Source organism: Flavobacterium sp. MFBS3-15 (assembly GCF_026107645.2).
Classification (GTDB): domain Bacteria; phylum Bacteroidota; class Bacteroidia; order Flavobacteriales; family Flavobacteriaceae; genus Flavobacterium.
Genome location: NZ_JAPCHV010000012.1, coordinates 90484 through 110770, shown reverse-complemented (window position 1 = coordinate 110770; position 20287 = coordinate 90484). Strand labels below are relative to the sequence as shown.

15 protein-coding genes are annotated in these 20287 nt (G+C 46.8%); 10 read left to right on the top strand and 5 right to left on the bottom strand.

Features of this window, described 5'->3' with window-relative positions; genetic code table 11:
• The first annotated feature begins 123 nt into the window (after positions 1 to 123).
• On the top strand, positions 124 to 4665 hold the full coding sequence (locus tag OGH69_RS11935; protein WP_265174707.1) for a TonB-dependent receptor plug domain-containing protein: 4542 nt from the start codon (positions 124 to 126) through the stop codon (positions 4663 to 4665).
• 102 nt (positions 4666 to 4767) lie between these two features.
• On the opposite strand, the gene OGH69_RS11930 is transcribed toward OGH69_RS11935, so the two are convergent.
• Positions 4768 to 6039: an acetyl-CoA hydrolase/transferase family protein gene (locus tag OGH69_RS11930; protein ID WP_265174706.1), complete on the bottom strand. Its 1272-nt coding sequence runs from the start codon at positions 6037 to 6039 to the stop codon at positions 4768 to 4770.
• A 156-nt stretch (positions 6040 to 6195) separates the two neighbouring features.
• Between OGH69_RS11930 and OGH69_RS11925 the strand changes: the two genes are divergently transcribed.
• From OGH69_RS11925 to OGH69_RS11890, 8 genes are all read left to right on the top strand, one after another.
• Positions 6196 to 8568: a heavy metal translocating P-type ATPase gene (locus OGH69_RS11925; RefSeq protein ID WP_265174705.1), complete on the top strand. Its 2373-nt coding sequence runs from the start codon at positions 6196 to 6198 to the stop codon at positions 8566 to 8568.
• Positions 8569 to 8652: 84 nt separating this feature from the next.
• A complete protein-coding gene (gene ccoS / locus OGH69_RS11920) occupies positions 8653 to 8835 on the top strand; it encodes a cbb3-type cytochrome oxidase assembly protein CcoS (protein ID WP_265174704.1) in 183 nt (60 codons plus the stop codon).
• A gap of 2 nt (positions 8836 to 8837) precedes the next feature.
• On the top strand, positions 8838 to 11030 hold the full coding sequence (gene ccoN, locus OGH69_RS11915; RefSeq protein WP_265174703.1) for a cytochrome-c oxidase, cbb3-type subunit I: 2193 nt from the start codon (positions 8838 to 8840) through the stop codon (positions 11028 to 11030).
• Between the two features lie 6 nt (positions 11031 to 11036).
• A complete protein-coding gene (locus OGH69_RS11910; protein ID WP_265174702.1) occupies positions 11037 to 11225 on the top strand; it encodes a CcoQ/FixQ family Cbb3-type cytochrome c oxidase assembly chaperone in 189 nt (62 codons plus the stop codon).
• A gap of 11 nt (positions 11226 to 11236) precedes the next feature.
• Positions 11237 to 12151 (top strand): cbb3-type cytochrome c oxidase N-terminal domain-containing protein, encoded by a 915-nt coding sequence (locus OGH69_RS11905; protein ID WP_265174701.1) that lies wholly within the window; start codon positions 11237 to 11239, stop codon positions 12149 to 12151.
• Positions 12152 to 12157: 6 nt separating this feature from the next.
• Positions 12158 to 13576: a cytochrome c oxidase accessory protein CcoG gene (ccoG, locus tag OGH69_RS11900; protein ID WP_265174700.1), complete on the top strand. Its 1419-nt coding sequence runs from the start codon at positions 12158 to 12160 to the stop codon at positions 13574 to 13576.
• A gap of 12 nt (positions 13577 to 13588) precedes the next feature.
• Positions 13589 to 14035 carry a FixH family protein gene (locus tag OGH69_RS11895; RefSeq protein ID WP_265174699.1) on the top strand — a complete coding sequence of 149 codons (447 nt, stop codon included), beginning with the start codon at positions 13589 to 13591 and terminating at the stop codon, positions 14033 to 14035.
• 117 nt (positions 14036 to 14152) lie between these two features.
• Complete coding sequence (locus OGH69_RS11890; protein ID WP_265174698.1) at positions 14153 to 14866, top strand: sulfite exporter TauE/SafE family protein; 714 nt, start codon at positions 14153 to 14155, stop codon at positions 14864 to 14866.
• A gap of 66 nt (positions 14867 to 14932) precedes the next feature.
• On the opposite strand, the gene hemN is transcribed toward OGH69_RS11890, so the two are convergent.
• Positions 14933 to 16297 carry an oxygen-independent coproporphyrinogen III oxidase gene (gene hemN / locus OGH69_RS11885; RefSeq protein ID WP_265174697.1) on the bottom strand — a complete coding sequence of 455 codons (1365 nt, stop codon included), beginning with the start codon at positions 16295 to 16297 and terminating at the stop codon, positions 14933 to 14935.
• A gap of 152 nt (positions 16298 to 16449) precedes the next feature.
• On the opposite strand from hemN, the gene OGH69_RS11880 reads away from it, so the two are divergent.
• Complete coding sequence (locus OGH69_RS11880; protein ID WP_265174696.1) at positions 16450 to 16905, top strand: hypothetical protein; 456 nt, start codon at positions 16450 to 16452, stop codon at positions 16903 to 16905.
• A 12-nt stretch (positions 16906 to 16917) separates the two neighbouring features.
• On the opposite strand, the gene OGH69_RS11875 is transcribed toward OGH69_RS11880, so the two are convergent.
• The 3 genes from OGH69_RS11875 to OGH69_RS11865 form a co-directional block, all read right to left on the bottom strand.
• Positions 16918 to 17967 (bottom strand): response regulator, encoded by a 1050-nt coding sequence (locus OGH69_RS11875; RefSeq protein ID WP_265174695.1) that lies wholly within the window; start codon positions 17965 to 17967, stop codon positions 16918 to 16920.
• Complete coding sequence (locus OGH69_RS11870; protein WP_265174694.1) at positions 17964 to 19151, bottom strand: PAS domain-containing sensor histidine kinase; 1188 nt, start codon at positions 19149 to 19151, stop codon at positions 17964 to 17966. The genes OGH69_RS11875 and OGH69_RS11870 overlap by 4 nt, the downstream gene beginning before the upstream one ends.
• A gap of 65 nt (positions 19152 to 19216) precedes the next feature.
• Positions 19217 to 20269, bottom strand: a complete 1053-nt coding sequence (locus tag OGH69_RS11865) for a PEP/pyruvate-binding domain-containing protein (protein WP_265174693.1) — start codon at positions 20267 to 20269, stop codon at positions 19217 to 19219.
• Between the last annotated feature and the right edge of the window lie 18 nt (positions 20270 to 20287).

Sequence of the window (20287 nt, the reverse complement as noted above, 5' to 3'; positions counted from 1 at the left end):
TTCATGCTCTGTGTCGCTATGAAGGCGTCCCAAAGCTGTAAATCCTATGTCTCTCCTGCTTGCAGCGGGACAAGTTATGTGGTTAATAGAAATAAAGTAAGCAGACCCTTAAAACTAAAAAACATGAGAACCTTAGCAATCATACTATTCCTGCTGATTTCCGGCCTGGCGTCAGGACAAAACGGCACATCGCAAATGCAGGCCTTCTATAAGCAGCGCCAGTCGGAAAAAGTATATGCACATCTCAACAATGTGCTTTACCTGCCCGAAGAGACCGTTTTTTACAAGCTGTACGTAGCCAATGCCGATAACAGCCCTACGCTGCAAAGCGACTACGTATATGTGGAGATTTACGACAGTGCAGGCAAAAAGCTCGATACCCAATGCTACATGGTGGCGCAGGGCGGGGCAGCGGGGTCGTTTACCCTTACAGCAAATCATCCGGGGGGCATGTACCGCCTGAAAGCATATACCAAACTGCAGGAACAGCTGGGCGAACCGGCTTTCGAGAAGAGCTTTTTCGTGCAGAAGGTATCGGCGAACCGGATGCTCATGACACTTGATTTCCGGAAAAAAGGCTATGGGCCTGGCGATACCTGTGAGGCTGACTTTACATTAAAGAGCAATGACAACAAGCCGCTCAGCAAGCATGCATTTGCATATGATGTGCTTATAGAAGGGAAAAATATAGGCACACAATCCGGTACGACCGATGCCAATGGCAAGGCCGTAGTAAAGTTCAAATTGCCGGAAGTGCTGCAATCCAACGATGGGCTTGTGAACGTGCGGGTGCAGTATGACGGCATCAGCGAATCGGTTACCCGTGCCATACCGATAAGCCTTGACTTTGCCGACCTGCAGTTTTTGCCCGAAAGCGGCAGTTATGTTGCCGGGCAGCCGTCTAATGTATTCTTCATCGCGAAGAATGAGTTTGGCAAGCAGCTGGATGTGGCCGGGTACATTCAGGACCAGCATGGCAACAGGGTAGCCGACTTTGCCAGTTTTTATGATGGTATGGGCAAGGTGGCCTTTACCCCGGAGCAGGGAAAAATGTATGCTGCCGTGATTACGGCACCCTTTGAAGCCAAACAGCACTATGCACTACCGTTGGCATTGGCTGCGGGCTATACCTTTACGGTACAGCCTATTGATGGTGCATTGCAAATTGTATTATATGCTCCGGCTACGGCAAATTGTGAAATGGTGGTGCGCAATGGCGATAAGGTGCGTGAGTCGGTAGGCATAAAAGCATCAGAGGGACGTAATGAGTTGACAATGAAAACAAAGGGGCTGCCCACGGGTATGTATGCCCTGTCGCTGGTTGCCAATGGTAAAACGGTTGCCGAAAGGTTGGTGTTTATCAATTACAGGGAAGGCCTGAAAATTGAGCTGAAAACCGATAAAGAGCACTACCTGCCCAGGGAGAAAGTGAATGTATCGGTTACGACGAAAGACAGGGACGGCAAGCCCGTGGCTTCGAGCCTTTCCATTTCGGTGGTGGATGAGAAGATACTGAGTTATATTGACGACAAGCAGCACAACCTGCTGACCTGGATGCTGTTTGGCCACGAGCTGAAAGGGAGCATCCACGAGCCACGATTTTACTTCGACGAAAAAGAGCCGTTGGAGAAAAGGCTGGCGGCGCTCGACATGTTGCTCAACACCCACGGCTGGAGGCGTTTCGCACAGGAAGAGATAAATGCTTTTGACGGCAAACAGGCAACGGCAATGGCCGAAAAAAGCTCGGATGTGGAAGGTTTTATACTCGATACCAAAGGCAATCCGGCTGTGCTGAAGGTATACTTATTTTCTGATACGGGTAAGGTGTACGAAACCAAAAGCAATGCTGAAGGGTATTTTAAGTTTACCCGTACACATTACGAAAGGGAAGCATGGCTGGTAGCTGAAAGCGAAAAGAACCGGGAGTATACAATAAAGAACTCGGTAACCGACCTGAATGAAGTAGCGGGGCTGAAAAGTAAGCTGAAGCTGGCCGCAGTGGAGAGCAGGGAGATAGCCCCTATCGAAAAGCCAAAGTCTGCCATAGCCGAAGTACGGCAGGTGTCTGATGGGAAAGTTATCATGGAAGGAGAAAGCAACCAACTGGAAGAGGTGGTGGTAATTGGGTATGGTACCCAAAAGCGCTCCTATATGACAGCGGCAGTGACCACGATCTCCTCCAAGACTATAGAAGGCAGGCCTAATGCATCAATTGTGCAAAGCCTTCAGGGTCAGGTAGCCGGGCTGAATATATCTACTGGATCAGGTCAGCCGGGCGCGAACAGTACCGTGGTTTTACGGGGGTATGGGTCTATTAACGGCTATGTGGAGCCGCTGTTTGTCATCGACGGCGTACCGTTAAATGCGGATAGTTTCAGGGCAATTTCGCCTCAAAGCATAGAATCGGTATCTATTTTAAAAGATGCAGGGGCGACAGCCATATATGGGAACAGGGGTGCCAATGGCGTGATCGTGGTGAGGACAAGCAAATTTAATGGTGGTAACGGGATACTGCTCGGTAAATCCTACCATTATACCCCAAAAATCATATCAAGGCATACCACAAAATCCCTTTCTGTATCCTCAGAATTCTACATGCCGGTCTACAAAAATACCCAAACGGAGCAAAAAACCGACTTCAGGAATTGCATCTACTGGAATGCCACCGTACAAACCAATACGGAGGGCAAAGCACAGTTTGGGTACTATAATTCTGACGATACGACTACTTTTACGATAGTGGCAGAAGGGACATCCTACAAAGGAGATTTGGGGCAGGGCAAGCATTCCTACGCCGTGCTGGAAACCATGCAATCTGACCTGAAACTACCGCTATATGCCACTCAGGAAGACGTTGTAAGGATACCACTATGGCTAAAAAACAACTCAGAACAGGCTGTTACCGTGGATGCTGTACTTGAAAGCAATCCGAACTTCCTGGCAACCGCTGAAAAGCAAAGCATTACGCTTAATCCCCGTGAGGCCCGCACGGTATACTTTCCGATTACTGCCGTAAAAACAGGCAATGGCCTGAAAGTAAAGGTAAAAGTGACTTCAGGCAGCTATACATCTACCATTGAGAAGCTTATGGATGTGTATGGTAAAGGTTTCCCGGTAAGCCTGGCATTTTCGGGAACAAAAAGCACTTCAGGCAGTTTTAACGTAGGCAAAGCGCTGGATAACAGCATTAAGTCGGGGTTGAAGTTCATTGTGAATCCGTATAACGAATTGTCAAACGGGCTGGAATCCATGTTGCGTGAACCGTCGGGGTGTTTTGAGCAGGTGTCGTCATCCAACTATCCTAATATCATGGCGTTGCAGCTGCTCACTGCCAAAGGCGGCATGGATGCTGACTTCCGTAAAAAGGCATTGGGTTACCTGGAAAACGGCTATAAGAAACTGAAGAATTATGAGTCGAAAGGAGGTGGTTTCGAGTGGTATGGCGGCAATCCGGGGCATGAGGCGCTCACGGCATACGGGCTGCTGCAGTTCCACGAAATGAAGGATTTCATCGACATAGATGCCGCATTGGTGAAGCGCTCTGTGAAGTGGCTGAATTCCAGGAAAGATGGCAAAGGCGGCTTTAGGCAGCATCAGGGCAAGTATGGCTTTTCGTCGATAAAAGATGAGGTAAATAACGCTTACATAGTATATGTGCTTTCGGAAATTGGCGAAAAAGGCTTTGACAATGAATACCAAAAGGCACTTGCCGAAGCGTTGGAGACCCGCGATATATACCGTATGTCGCTGATGTCGTTGGCAGCTTATAACCTCAGCGACATTGCCTCGTATAAAAAGCTGTTAGGCAACATCAGGAGCGACAGCGAAGGAAAGGATTACAATAAAGTAAAGGTAGAGCAAACGGTGGTACACAGCTATGGTACATCGCAAACGGTGGAATGGCTGTCGCTGTACGCACTCGCCATCATGAAAGAAGGCAAGGTTACGGAGCAGTTACTTAGCGCACTGGATCATATACAATCCAGCAAAAGCAGGGGAGGGTTTGGCTCTACACAGGCAACAGCGTTGGGGCTGAAAGCCGTAACTACCTTTGCCAAAATGGCTCAAAACGTACCCGGCCAGCCGGAGGTTAGTGCCAGCGTAAACAGCGTTGCCCTCAGTACCGGTTTTGATGCATCGGGCAATATAGCGGTAAATACATCGGGCAATATTGCTTTGGGTAAAAATACCTTTACCATTGGCATCGAGGAAGGCAGGACGGTACCGTTTCTCTTCTATGTAGATTACATGAGCTATGTGCCTGATAATTCGGCGGAATGCCTGCTGGAACTGAAGACATCGCTTAGCAGCAATAAGGTAAAGGTTAGCGAAACCGCCAGAATAAGCGCTGAGGTGGCCAATACATCTAAATCTGTGGTAAATAACCCGCTGGTGCGCATTGGAATACCTGGCGGCATGTCGCCCGAGCCATGGCAGCTAAAGGAACTGGTAGAAAAAGAAATTGTAGACTACTACGAGATCTTTGGCAGCGAATTGGTGCTGTACTTCAGGCAGATGGGGCCTCAGGAGACACGAAAAATAAACATCGACCTTAAGGCCCAGGTTCCGGGACAGTATTTAGGAATAGCTTCATCGGCCTATTTGTACTATAATAATGAGCACAAAAACTGGAACAACGGCCTGGCTGTAGAAGTTGTAGAGTAGCCGTAAAAATATAGTTTTATTTAAGTTTAGGTTTAGTATTTATGTTGGCAAGCCGCGCCTATTACAGGTGCGGCTTTGTTTTAGCAACGTAGGGTAGTGTTGTCAGCAGGCGGCTCCTTCATGAAAGCTTTTTTCAATGGCTTCCCTATGGTCAGGGTGCGCAATCTCAATCAGGGCCTTGTTTCGCTGCTTGAGTGTTTTTCCGTAAAGGTCGGCAATGCCATATTCGGTAATGATATACTGTGCATGGGCACGAGTAGTCACCACTCCTGCTCCCTGTTTAAGGAAAGGCACAATCCTGCTGGCCCCGTTTTTGGTTACTGAAGGTAGCGCAATTATAGCCTTTCCGCCTTCGCTTAGTGAGGCACCCCTGATGAAGTCCATCTGGCCACCCACACCGGAATACATTTTCATGCCAATCGAGTCGGCGCACACCTGCCCGGTCACATCTACCTCGATAGCCGAATTAATGGCCACCATTTTCGGGTTGCGGCGTATCTGTGCGGTATCGTTTACAAATGACGATTCGCGCATTTCGACGAATGGGTTATCGTTTACGAAATCATACAGTCTTTGCGAGCCTATGAGAAACGTGGCAAGCGCCCTTCCCTTTATCACCCCTTTGTATTTGCAGTTGATGACACCCTTCTCGATGAGGTCGATAACGCCATCGGAGAACATTTCGGTATGCAGGCCAAGGTCTTTGTGGTTTTTGAGGTTCGACAACGCGGCATTCGGTATGGAACCGATACCCATTTGTAACGTGCTCCGGTCATCAATGAGGGAGGCGACATACTGCCCGATCCTGTTTTCGGTTTCGGAAATAGCGCCTTGCCCGTGCGAAAACACCGGAGTATCGACTTCCACCAGATAATCAATTTGCGAAACATGAATGATGCCGTCGCCAAAGGTCCTGGGCATTTGCGGGTTGACCTGCGCTACTACAGTTTTTGCATTTTGTATAGCGGCAAGCGTTGCCTCTACCGATACGCCAAGTGAGCAGTAACCATGGGCATCAGGGGGCGATACATGGATGAACGCCGCGTCAAGGGCAATAATCTTACGCCGGAACAGGTTTGGCAATTCGCTTAGGAACACTGGGGTGTAAGATCCGTTGCCTGCTGCCAGCGTGTGGCGCACATTCTTGCCAATGAAAAAGGAATTCACATGGAAACTGTCGGCCAGTTCAGGATTGGCATAATGCGCTTCGCCTTCGGTATGAAGATGGCAAAGTTCTACATTGCGCAGCTCTGAGGCCCTTTCACTCAGTGCTTTGGTAAGGAAGTAAGGCGTCGCTGCCGCGGCCTGTACATATACCCTTTGGTTGGACTGTACGATTTTTACGGCTTCTTCTGCTGTGGTATATCGGGTCATGAGGTTAAATTTTGGTGTAAAATTACGTCTGCCCGATTGTAGTAAATATGACTTTTGTCACTTTTAACATCTAAACATGCACAGCCTTAATGATGCATGTCATTTCCCTTTCTGGGCATAGGAGCCAATTTTGCCCACAGGTAAAATGAGCAAATAATGGACACGCAAAAATGTTTTCATTGCGGACTGGACGTTGTAAAGAAAGAGGAGATCATTTTTGATGAGAAATCTTTTTGCTGCAACGGCTGTAAGACCGTATATGAAATTTTCAGCCTCAACGGGCTTACGGATTATTACAGCTTTGAGCGGTCGCCGGGATCAACACCACAGGAAATCAGTGGCAAGTATGACTTTCTTGACAATGAGGACATCGTTAAAAGGCTTTTGGAATTTGAAGAGGACAATTTACATATTATTAGCCTCTACATTCCGCACATCCATTGCAGCTCCTGTATTTGGATATTGGAAAACCTTAATAAACTCAACAAGGCCGTAAGCAGCTCGCAGGTCAATTTCCATGAAAAAAGGGTGCGCATCATCTTTGACCCATCGGCCACTACGCTTAAGGAAATTGTATATATGCTCAACTCCATTGGCTATGAGCCTTATATCAGCCTCGACAATTATGACAATAAGCCTAAAAGTGTGAGCCGCGACCTTATCTATAAGCTGGGCGTCGCGTTCTTTTGCTTTGGAAACATCATGCTGCTGTCATTTCCCGAATATTTTGAAATGGAGGAGTACTGGCTGGACAATTACCGCGGCTTTTTCCGTTGGCTTGTATTTACATTGGCATTACCGTCGTTCCTCTACTCGGCAAGCGGATATTACATATCGGCATGGAAAAGTGTCAGGGCGGGCATGTTAAATATCGAAGTACCCATCGCATTGGGTATCGTGGTGATGTTTGTTCGCAGTACTGTCGACATCATCTTTGGCTACGGGCAGGGCTTTTTCGACAGCCTTACGGGGCTGGTGTTCTTTATGCTTTTAGGAAAACTTTTCCAGCAAAAAACGTATAATTTCCTTTCTTTCGAACGTGATTTCAAATCCTATTTTCCTATAGCGGTAACTAAGTTAGTGGCCGACAGGGGCGAAGTATCAATACCTGTATATGATGTGCAGCCAGGTGACAGGCTACTGATACGCAACAACGAGCTCATTCCTGTAGACGGGATACTGATGAGCGAGAGCACCCTGATAGACTACAGCTTTGTAACAGGTGAATCGGTTCCCGTAACCAAGCATTCCGGTGACAAGATATATGCAGGAGGTAAGCAGATTGGCCCTGTGGTCGAAATGGAAGTGCTGCGGTCGGTATCGCAAAGCTACCTTACACAGTTGTGGAGCAATGACGTGTTTTCCCGAAAGGGCGACAGGGATTACAAGACCATGACCGATACCATCAGCCGATATTTTACTCCATTATTGCTATTGATAGCAGTTGTTTCTTTCGGCATATGGATTTTTATTGATACGCAAACTGCCTTCAATGTGTTTACTGCCGTGCTTATAGTGGCGTGCCCATGCGCATTGGCTTTGAGCGCCCCATTTACGTTGGGCAACGTGCTCCGGATAATGGGCAACCGCAAACTCTATCTTAAAAATGCCACCGTGATAGAGCAGATGGCAAAGATTGATACCATAGTTTTTGATAAGACAGGAACCATAACCACCAATAAAAAGTCGGAAATCTATTTTGAGGGTACCGCTCCTGACGACAAGCAGCTGATGTACATAAGGAATGTACTGCGCGGCTCGAACCACCCCTTGAGCAGGATGCTGTATGATGCGCTGCCTATGACGCGCGCGCTCCCGGTAGATGATTTTGAGGAAGTAACCGGAAAAGGGATTAGTGGGGTAATTGATGGTATTCATATTAAAATCGGGTCGGCGGCATTTGTAGGCTACGAGGAGGATAACCTGATGCAGACCAACGTGCACATTGCCATTAACCGCAACTACATGGGCAAGTATGTTTTTGATAATCAATATCGCGAAGGCCTGAAGGGGCTTTTTGCCGAATTGCAGAAGAATTATTCACTTAAAATACTATCAGGCGACAATGCCGGCGAGAGGCATGTGCTGGAACAGCTGCTCCCTCTGGGGACTGAATTTCATTTTAACCAAAAACCGGAGCAGAAGCTGGCTTTTATTGAAAATCTCCAAATGAAAGGCAGTAACGTAATGATGATTGGCGACGGGCTTAACGATGCCGGTGCTCTGGCACAAAGCAATGTCGGAATCGCCATCTCTGAAAATGTCAATGTGTTCTCGCCTGCCTGTGATGGCATATTCGATGCGGGAGAATTCCGAAAACTGGGATATTTCATGCAGCTTTCCAAACGGACTATCAACACCATCCGGATGAGTTTTGTACTGTCGCTGCTGTACAATGTGGTGGGGTTGTCTTTCGCCGTTACAGGAAGGCTTATGCCGCTCACAGCCGCGATCATCATGCCGCTGAGCACAATTACCATCATCAGTTTTGTGACGGTAATGAGTAATTATTATGCACGCAGAAAATAATTGTAAAAAAAACAGTAAACATGACCATCGTCATATTTTAAGAACCGTGCCTCAACTAATTTTGTTAACATAAATTTAAGAACCATGAGCGTAATCTATTTATTGATCACCATCAGTATTATTGTCGCGGTCCTTTTTCTTTATGCCTTCATAAAGGCAGTGAAGCAGGGGCAATTTGACGACAGTTATACCCCTTCTGTCAGGGTATTATTTGACGACGAGATAAAGAAGGAAGAAAACAAACCACAAAATCAAAATAACGCCTGATCATGGAAATGCAACAATTTTATTACGACAATAAGATAGTAAAAAAGTTCCTTTACGCTACGATTGTATTCGGGGTAGTGGGAATGCTCGTGGGGCTGCTGATAGCCTCGATGTACCTGTTCCCCAACCTTACCGACGGTGTTTCCTGGCTAAGTTACGGAAGGCTGAGGCCGCTGCATACCAATGCGGTTATTTTCGCCTTTGTGGGAAATGCTATGTTTGCGGGTATTTATTATTCAATGCAGCGACTTCTTAAAACAAGGATGTTTAGCAACGCACTGAGCAACATTCACTTTTGGGGCTGGCAGCTCATCATTGTCGCCGCAGCCATATCGCTCCCGTTGGGTTATACCTCTTCTAAAGAATATGCCGAGCTCGAGTGGCCCATAGACATTGCCATTGCACTGATATGGGTGGTGTTTGGCATCAACATGATTGGCACCATCATCAAAAGGCGGGAACGCCATATGTACGTTGCTATCTGGTTTTACCTGGCCACATTCATAACTGTAGCAATACTTCACATTTTTAACAGCCTTGCCCTGCCTGTAAGTGGCATGAAAAGCTATTCAGCCTATGCAGGCGTTCAGGATGCGCTGGTACAATGGTGGTACGGTCATAACGCGGTGGCTTTTTTCCTGACCACGCCATTCCTGGGACTGATGTACTATTTTGTACCGAAGGCCGCTAACCGTCCTGTGTATTCTTATAAGCTATCCATCATCCACTTTTGGTCGCTCATATTCATCTACATCTGGGCCGGGCCGCACCACCTGCTGTATTCAGCGTTGCCCGACTGGGCGCAAAACCTGGGCGTGGTATTTTCCATCATGCTTATCGCGCCATCATGGGGTGGCATGATCAACGGATTGCTGACATTGCGCGGCGCGTGGGATAAAGTGCGCACAAGCCCGGTACTCAAATTTTTTGTGGTTGCCATTACCGGCTATGGCATGGCGACGTTCGAAGGGCCGATGCTTTCGCTTAAGAATGTAAACGCCATTGCCCACTTTACCGACTGGATCGTTGCACACGTGCACGTCGGTGCACTGGCTTGGAACGGGTTCCTTACCTTCGGTATGATCTACTGGCTCATACCGCGCATGACTAAGACTTCGCTATACTCTGTTAAGCTGGCCAATTTCCACTTCTGGATCGGTACGCTGGGTATCATCATGTATTCATTGCCTATGTATGTTGCCGGTTTTACCCAGGCTTCTATGTGGAAGGAGTTTAATCCTGACGGAACATTGAAATACGGCAACTTCCTTGAAACGGTGAAGCAAATCATGCCAATGTACTGGATGAGGGCGATAGGCGGAACGCTTTTCGTGATAGGATTGCTTGTACTTGTGTATAATATCATAATGACTGTAAGGCAGGGCCAGAAAATCGAGGACGAGCTTGCCGAAGCGCCTGAACTGCAAAAAATAAGCAGCAAAAGGCTTAAGGGTGAAAAATTCCACCCATGGCTTGAAAGAAAGCCGATACAACTTGCAATACTTGCCACCATTGCTGTACTGATAGGAGGAGTTATACAGATTGTTCCGACTATAATGGTAAAGTCCAACATACCTACAATTTCTACTGTAAAACCATATACGCCATTGGAGCTTGAAGGGCGTGACCTTTACATCCGTGAGGGTTGTGTAGGCTGCCATTCACAGATGATCAGGCCTTTCAGAAGTGAGGTGGAGCGTTATGGCGAGTATTCCAAATCGGGTGAATATGTGTACGACCATCCGTTCCTGTGGGGGTCAAAGCGCACCGGCCCGGATCTGATGAGGGTAGGGGGCAAGTACAGCGACAACTGGCATTTTAACCACATGTGGGATCCGCAAAGCACTTCCGAAGGCTCAATCATGCCTGCCTATAAGTGGCTCTTTGATAACAAAAAAATGGATTATTCCGACATTGAGAAAAAGATGGAAGTGATGGGGCAACTTGGAGTTCCTTACAGCAAAAAGGATATTGCCAATGCGAAAGCCAGCATTAGCGAGCAGGCGTCCAAAATCGAGAAAAGCCTGCATGCGGATCCCGACTTTGTAAAGAGCTACGAGGAAAGCCGAAAAGCTTCACAGGCAAGGGGTGAGGAGTTTGTTCCTATGAAAGACCGCGAAATTGTGGCCCTGATAGCGTACCTGCAGCGCCTTGGTACAGATATAAAGATTAAAGAAAACAAACCTTCAAAATAATAAGCCATGCTAAAGTTTGTAAAGCACAATCTGGAATCCATTGCAGGGATTGAGATTTACCCTATCATTTCGCTGCTTATATTCTTCATTTTTTTTGTGGGATTGTACACGTGGGTCTACACATACAAGAAAGATAAAATTGAGGAACTGAGTAACCTTCCTTTTTCGGGAGAGGATGAAAATAATACAATTTAAAACAAAGCCATATGAAAAAGTATTTTCCTGTTTATGTAAGGGCACCACTGATATTTGCAATAATTTTTGCAGCACTTGAGTTTTTCATCGATTCAGGCGACAGGCCGGCATTTATTAAATATCCCGAAGTTTCGCTATTCCTTTTCATAGTCGTTTTCATACTGATAGCCATTGAAATTATGGTGGCTGCAGTTGATAAGGTAACCAATGCCCTTATGAACGAGGAGCAGAAAGCAAGACTGGCCGCAGCCGATGAAACTGACTTCACGCAGAGTGCGTGGTTTATAAAACTTAGAGGGTTCTTTATAAAAGGCAAGTCAATAGAAGAAGAGGGTACTGTACTTATGAACCACGATTACGACGGCATACACGAGCTGGACAATGTGTTGCCTCCGTGGTGGGTAAAGCTCTTTTATGTAACCATCTTGTTTGCTGCGGTATACCTGGTACGTTTCCACATTATGGACGGTGACGACCAAAAAGCAGAATTTGACACTGAAATGGAAGAGGCGCGCATTGCCGTTGAGGAATACAGGAAGACCGCTAAAGACCTGATTGATGCCAATACTGTAACCTTACTGACTGATGCAGGGGAACTTGCAGAAGGGAAAAAGATATTTGAAACCAACTGTGCCGCATGCCACAGGGCAGATGCCGGTGGCGCTATAGGGCCAAACCTAACGGACGAACACTGGATTTTGGGCGGAGGTATCAAAAATGTCTTCCACACCATAACCGAAGGTGGGCGCGACGGTAAGGGTATGGTGCCGTGGAAAGGGACACTAAAGCCATCGGAGATACAAAAGGTGGCAAGCTATGTAATTTCGCTACAGGGCTCAAACCCTAAAGATCCTAAAGCCCCGGATGGTGAAGTCTGGAAAGACGAGACTACAAAAGCACCTGAAGTGGCGGCTAACAGTAAATAATATTACATGGACGATTTGCATGATGAGGAGTTTCGGGACCGTCTCGGAACAGTAGATGAAGAAGGAAAAAGGGCATGGGTGTATCCTAAAAAGCCACAGGGAAAACTGTATGAGTACAGGAAAACTGTTTCGTGGTTCTTATTGGCTTTTTTGATAGCGGCGCCATTTGTTAAAATTAATGGTAACCAGTTCCTTATGTTCAATGTATTAGAGCGTAAGTTTAATATTTTCGGTTTTCCTTTCTGGCCACAGGATTTTCACCTTTTTGTTATTTCAATGATCATTGGGGTCGTGTTTGTGGCACTTTTCACAGTCGCGTTCGGGCGAATCTTTTGTGGGTGGATATGCCCCCAGACAATCTTCATGGAAATGGTATTCCGCCGGATAGAATACTGGATTGAAGGTGACAGGAATGCGCAGATAAAACTCGATAAGCAGGAGTGGAACCAGGAGAAAATCCGTAAGAAGGGCCTCAAGTGGTTTGTGTTTTTTGTCATCTCTTTTGTCATTGCCAATGTGTTCCTGGCCTATCTCACCGGCAGTGATGAGCTGATCGAAATGGTTGAGGAAGGTCCTGCCGATAACATGGGTACCCTGATTGCCCTGCTGATATTTACAGGAGTTTTTTATTTCATATATATTTGGTTTAGGGAGCAGGTATGCATCATCGCCTGCCCTTACGGTAGGCTGCAGGGCGCACTCCTTGATAATAAAACGATTGTAGTTGCCTACGACCATGTGCGTGGCGAAGCTGAAAACGGCCGCGGCAGGATAATTAAGAATGAAGACCGGATACTTTCGGGCAAGGGAGATTGTATCGACTGCAAGCTTTGTGTGAGCGTTTGCCCAATGGGAATCGATATACGCAACGGAACCCAGCTTGAGTGCACCAACTGCACCGCTTGTATTGATGAGTGTAATACCATTATGGATAAGGTAGGCTTTCCGCAGGGATTGATACGCTATGCAAGTGAGGATGAAATAACCAAAAAGGAAAAGTTCGTTTTTACCACGCGGATGAAGGGCTATGCAGCGGTACTGCTCATATTGACAGGTGTCTTTTCAGGGATGCTCTTTTTACGTAACGATGTTGAGGCAACTGTTCTACGCCTTCCGGGACAGCTTTTTGAACATAAAGGCGGGAATATAAGCAATGTGTTTACATATAAGGTAATCAATAAAACCACAAGAGATTTTAACGATGTACACTTTGTACTGTCCAGCCCTAAGGGCATCGTAAAACCAGTAGGCGCGCCAAGGTTTAAAGTGCCAAGGGAGGGGATCGCTTCAGGGACATTGTTTGTAGAGATAAATCCCGTCTGGCTTAAGGGAGACAAAACGAAAATTACCCTGGAAGTGTACAACGGGGATAAACGCTTAGATACCGAGACTACTAACTTTTTGGGGCCACGGACGTTCAACTAAAACTAAAATGACATGAAATTCAATTGGGGTACGGGAATAGTAACAGCGTTTGCACTTTTTATGGGATTCATATTGTTTTTTGTCTTCCGGGTGCAAAGCGACAGCAAATACGATAATGAGCTTGTGGTAGAGGAATACTACAAACAGGAGCGCACACTGCAGGCACAGCTGGACAAGGAACAAAATGCTGCCGGGCTGGAGCACAAGGTGCTCATTGTAAATCAGGGAGGAGGTATAGCTATCAGTTTCCCGGAAGAGCTCGATTATAAGAAAATTAAAGGTAAAGTGTCCCTTTACAGGCCGTCTGACCAGAAACTTGATTTTGAAGTCCCTTTTTCATTATCAGGCCATCATTTGCTCATACCTAAAAGTGACCTGGCAGGCGGTCGATGGGACATTACTGTAGACTGGCAATACGACAATAAGGGATACCTTGTACGACAAGTGCTGACATTGTAAGAAGACAATAGACAAAGAGATAATAGATGATAGATAATAGACATTAGCATTACGGATTTAGTCCATCATCTATTCGTTTATTATCTCTCATCTAAAAATCCAACAATCTAAAAAAAGATGCTTTACTCCGCCATCATACTCGGCCTTGTTTCCAGCCTGCACTGCATTGGCATGTGCGGGCCCATAGCCATGATGCTGCCGGTGGATCGCAACAACCCTGCTAAGAAAACCTTACAGATACTTACCTACCACGCAGGCAGGCTAACGGCTTACGGTTCGTTAGGGCTGATTTTTGGTACAATGGGCAGGGGGCTCTACCTTGCCGGAATCCAACAACAGTTTTCCATCATTACAGGTATTGTGATGATTGCGATTGTAATGGTACCGGAGAATATCTTTGCGCGCTATAATTTTAGTAAGCCGGTGTACATGGCTATTTCGAAAGTGAAAACCGGATTGGGGAGCAGGTTCAGGAAAAAGGGCTACAGGTCATTGTATACTGCCGGGGTGCTTAACGGTTTCCTGCCGTGCGGATTGGTCTATGCAGCATTATTTGGTGCCATTGCCATGCAAAGCGTGCCGCTCGGAATGCTGTACATGATGCTGTTCGGTGCCGGGACCATCCCTTTGATGAGCATGGTAGTCTATGCTTCCGGGATTTTGAAAAATCCCCTGCGTAATTCCTTCAGTAAGATAGTCCCTTATGCGGCAGTAGCCATCGGCATGTTGTTCATCGTGCGAGGGTTGGGACTGAGTATCCCGTATCTTTCTCCCGGCGACCTTTCCCTTTTTGTGACCTCTGCCCCGGACTGCGTTACACCTGGGCACTAACTTATTCGAAAGGTGATAAAAAAACCGGTATCATGCAATACCGGTTTTCTAAACTAAATCCTAAAATTATATCGTCATCGAAAACAGCTTCGTCTCCGGAGCCTTCCTTTTCAGCCTCAGGTCGAAGGCCATGCAGATGTTACGTACAAACGGAAGGCCTTTTTCAGTTATCATTATCGACATATCGTCAATTATTACCAACCCGTCTTTTTCCATCTCCCTCAAATCCCAAAGCACTTCCGGCAATTCGTTGAAATAACTGTCTTCATCATCCCATAATGTTTCAAACCGGCACATCAGGTTCAGTATGTGCCTGCGTATGGCAAGATCTTCTTCTGTAAGAATGTGCCCTCGGAAAACCGGTAACTCATTTTGTTCTATCCTTTGGTAATAATCCTCCAGTGTTTTTTCATTTTGCGCAAAGCTGTACCAGCTGTCGCTGATGGAAGATACGCCCAGCCCGATCATCAGTTGGGTGCTGGAAGAGCTGTACCCCATGAAGTTGCGGTGAAGCGTTCCTTTCTTAAATGATTCGTGCATGCTATCGCTCTTCAATGCAAAATGGTCCATGCCAATTTCGTGATACCCTTTGTCGCAGAGTATTTTTTTTCCAACTTCATACAGCCTGCGTTTTTCGTTATCTTTTGGCAAGCTCGCGTCATCAAAGCCGCGTTGTCCTGTGCCTTTTATCCACGGCACATGGGCATAGCTGTAAAAAGAGATGCGGTCGGGCCTGAGCGCATTGGTCTTTTCAATAGTGTCCACAATGTTTTCAACCGTTTGGTGCGGCAGCCCAAACACCAGGTCATGGCTGATGGAGCTGTACCCGATTTCACGGGCCCAACGGGTCACTTTTGCCACATTTTCAAAAGGTTGTATACGGTTGATGGCTTTTTGTACGGTTTCGCTGTAGTCCTGAACGCCAAAGCTTACCCTGCGGAATCCCAGGTTGTATAGGGTTTCCAAATGTTCGCGGGTAGTGTTGTTGGGGTGTCCTTCAAAGCTGAACTCATATCCCGGCGCCGCATCGGCCAGTTCAAAGATGCCCTTAATAAGTTTTTCGAGGTTTTCAGGACTGAAGAATGTAGGTGTTCCCCCGCCAAGATGCAGCTCTTTTATGCGGGGCCTGCTCCTGAAAAGATCACGGTACATCACCCATTCCTTCAGTATGGCACTTATGTACCTTGCTTCTACCGCATGGTTTTTCGTGATACGCTTGTTGCACCCGCAAAAGGTGCACATACTTTCGCAGAACGGAAGATGGATGTACAGGCTGATGCCCTGCACACCATTGCTTTCGCCAAATGAGCGCACTACGCTGTCCTGCCACAATGTTTCTGTAAAACCTGAATTATCCCAATAGGGAACAGTAGGGTAGCTGGTGTAGCGCGGCCCCGGTACATTATATTTTTGCAATATCGAACTTTCCATTTCCGTCATTTTTTATGTTTCAAAAGTACGGGACGGTACAACTGCAAAAAATGACAGGCATCACCTTTGCAATATTTGCCCTGGCTTGTAGTGACAGGAATCATTTTATGGCTTTAAATAATGGTTGAGATTTGCCATAAAACATCAACACTATGAAAATTTATGTGCTTGCCGGTATATTGCTGGCACTGGCTCCCAAAGGATGTGCTGAAGACCAGGAAGAAAAAGAGCAGTACGAAACTACCGTACAGGCTGATTATGAAGAGCTGGATTACAAAATACGGAATGCAATGGACGACTGGAAACTGTTTAAACGGCAGTCTGAAAACAATGTCCTTGCAGCACGAAAAAAGATTTCCCGTGCAGCCGACAGGCTCGACGATCCGGACGGCAAAAACAAGGGGCAACTGCGCAATGCCATTTTTAAAGCTGATGGCCAACTCGAACAGCTTAGCGAAAAACTGCTCAGGGGAGAGCGTTTTGAGGAAAAAATAGATGCCTTTGCCATAGATGCCTCAGTTATACAAAGGATGGAGCGATTTATGGAAAGCTATCGCGAAAAAGAAGCCAAGCTGATGGAAACCCTTGCAGGAATGGAAAAGTTATAAATAGCCTGAGGCTTAATTCTTCAGTTTGTCCAGCTTTTCATAATTCAGCACCTGTATGGTACTGCCGCTTTTTTCAATAAGGCCTTCCTCCTTAAAGTCGGTTAGGGTGCGGCTCACGGTTTCCGGGGCTGTACCGCATATCGCAGCCAGGTCATCACGGCTTACTTTGATGCTCCTCACACCATTGCCCTCCTGATCCAACAGGCGTATAATCGACTGTGCAATACGCTTGCGTACCGATAGGTAAGCAATTTGCAACAGCCTTGTTTCCTTATCGCGTATGTTGTTGGCCAGCATCTTTATGAATTTTGCCCCAATGTCCGGGTGAAGGAATAGCAGCTTGTCCAGCTGCTCGCTTGGCAGGAAACTCAGTTCGGCCTCTTCCACGGCAATGGCAGTATCAATATAAGTGTCGTTGGACAGTATGATGTTCAGGTCCAGGTAGTCGTTGGCTGCATACATCCCGGTTATCAGTTCGCGGCCGTCCTGTGTCAGCTGTACCGTTTTTACCTTCCCGCTGATGATGAAGTAGATGCCTGTTACGCGGTCGCCTTCATGGTGTATGGCCTGGTTCTTTTTAAAAATGCGAGTATCGCGCTCCTGCATTACCTTTTTCAGCTCTTCAAGGCCATTGTTTTTGCTCATGATGCTGTCAAGTTTCTCAGCGGTTTTGCCATAAAACAGCTGTTGTACCTCTTTTTTCTTCAGCCGGCTTTCAATGGCATTTAACAGTTCGGTATCATCAAAAGGCTTTGTCAGGTAGTCATCAGCGCCCAGGTCCATGCCCTTTCGCACATCCGTGCGTTCTGCTTTTGCCGTAAGAAAAATGAAAGGCGTTGCACGGGTTTGCGGGTGATTGTTCAGCGCCTCTATAACGCCGTAGCCATCCATTTCAGGCATCATGATGTCGCAAAGTATGATGTCGGGCAGCTGTTTTATGGCCACCTCAACTCCTGCTTTCCCGTTTGGTGCAGCATATGCCGTGTATCCGGAAAGCTCCAGTATTTCCACTACGTTTTCGCGAATATCGTCATTATCCTCTATTATCAGTACTCTGGTCATTGTATTGGGAATGTAATTGTAAATAAAGTTCCTTCGTTGGTGGCACTTTTAAAGTTGATGGTGCCATTCATCAGGGTTACATAGCGCAGTACAATATTGAGGCCAAGCCCGGTGCCCGGTATGTTCCCCGTGTTTTGTGCCCTGAAAAAGGCTTCAAACAGGTGCTTATGCTCCTCTTTGGGTATGCCTATGCCGTTATCCTCCACAGTGATGGTAAAACTATCCGCATCAATGCATGTGCTGAGGTGTATGGTAGTATTCTCTCCGGAGTATTTTATTGCGTTCGACATGAGGTTGAAAATACAGTTGCGCAACAGGTTTCGGTCCAGGAATACTTCCGTATTTTTACCTACATGATTGTAGATGATATTCTGGTCTTTTTTGGCAAGCAGTTGTATCTCATCAACAATTTCCCTGCAAAAGTGTTCAATGTCAAAAGAGCCCCATTTTACTTCTACCTTTCCGGCCTCTGCCTTCTCCACGTGCAGGAAGTCGTTGAGAATGGTAGTAAGGTTGTTTACAGCACCTTTTATTTTGTATAAGTGCTTTTCTACATTGGCATTTTCCAATTGGGCTGTATAGCGTTCTATCAGGGATGCCGAAAGCTGTATGGAACTCAGCGGTGTGCGGAACTCGTGCGAAGCCATAGAGAGCAGCCGGCTCTTGAGCTTACCCAGTTCTTTTTCCTTTTCGAGCGACAGGCTCACTTCTTCTTTGGCCTTGGTCAGTTCCTCAATGGTTTCGTTGAGTGAAGTTGTACGTTCCTTTACTACATCCTCCAGATGCTGAGTATATTCCATAAGGCGATTTTCTGCCTCTTTCTGGTGGCTCAGGTCGTGTATAAAACCCGCAAACATGCGCTCTCCTTCATACTTCACTTCACTAACACCCAAACGGAAAGGGAAAACGCTGCCGTCCTTTTTCAGGCCTATAACATCCCGGCCGTATCCTATGATATGGGCCTGCCCGGTGTGCCGGTATCTCTCAATGTAGTCGTCATGCCTCTCCTTATCAGGGGGCGGCATGAGCATTGAAATATTCCGGCCTACAACCTCTTCAGGAGAGTACAGGAAGAGCTGGCATGCCGCAGGGTTTATGGATTCTACTATGCCCCGGTCGTTGATGGTAATGATGCCGTCTATTGCATTCTCTACGATGGAGTTTAAAAGCGCCTCGTTTTTCATCAGGTGTCTTTTACTAAAAAACAAATATCGGGAAAATAATCTGTAAGATTTATCATAAAAGTCACTTATGCTACATCGTAGCCCTTTTGCGGTTTGGGATGCATTACTTCCGTGTGTCTGTAGCTGCGCGGGTCTTCAGGGCATAACCCGGTAATGTAAAACAGGTCATCGTCACCGTCTTTGGCCCATTCAAATCCTACAGGACGGCCATAGTGTACCTCAAGAAGCAGCGCAAGCCGGGCAAGCTCAAAAATTTCTGCATCGTCAAGCACCGTCTTAACGCGCAGTTCAGGAAGGGTAATGATTGTGAGGGTCGAGTTGGTTCCGGCAGATACATCCTTGTACACCGTCATCCTGCTTTTGCTGCCGGTGCTTTTTTGGATATTGCCTGCCATATTTTGCAACGGCCGGCGGATGATGTATTCGTCCCACGTTTCCGGCAGGGTATTCTGGCCCAATCCCCAGTTGGCAGTGATCCGGACCCCATCGGGAAAACCGGAACCGGAGTGCGGTGTGTTGCAAATCCCGGAGCATCCTGTGCCTGCACGTACCATGCGCTGTATGCCGATGGCAAGATATACAGCATCATGCGCAATGCCGTGGGTTTCGCGGAATTTTATCGCCTTGTTGCTGTAGAGCGACGCATAGCAGCATTTTATGGCATAAATGAGCGCCAATGGCCCTCTTATATTGAGGTACGATTCGTGCAGCCCTTCCGGAAAAAGATTTGAAAATCCTGTAGCAAACGGACTGCTGCGTACAGCCACATCGCCATTTTTCAGGGGAAGGAGTGCAGCATACGCATCAGTTATTTCCTGTTCCTGAATCCGCGGGAATTTCGCTTCCATGATAAGCCTTCGTGCTGCTGTACCGGTTTCATTAAGGTTAGAAAAATCTTTCCTCTCCAACCGTTCCATGAGCTGCCTAAGCGATTCCTGCAGACCGTTGTGCTGCATGAACTTCGTAAAGACAGCCACCGTTACCGCAAATCCATCGGGAACATGAAGGCCCTTAGTGGCCGGGATTGCATACAAATCCTCTAAAGCGGCATTTTTGCTCCCTATTTCTGAAGCATTGCCCGTCCCGGCCTCACCGAATTTTATTATAGATCGTTCCATCGCATCGTTGTTAGGCTA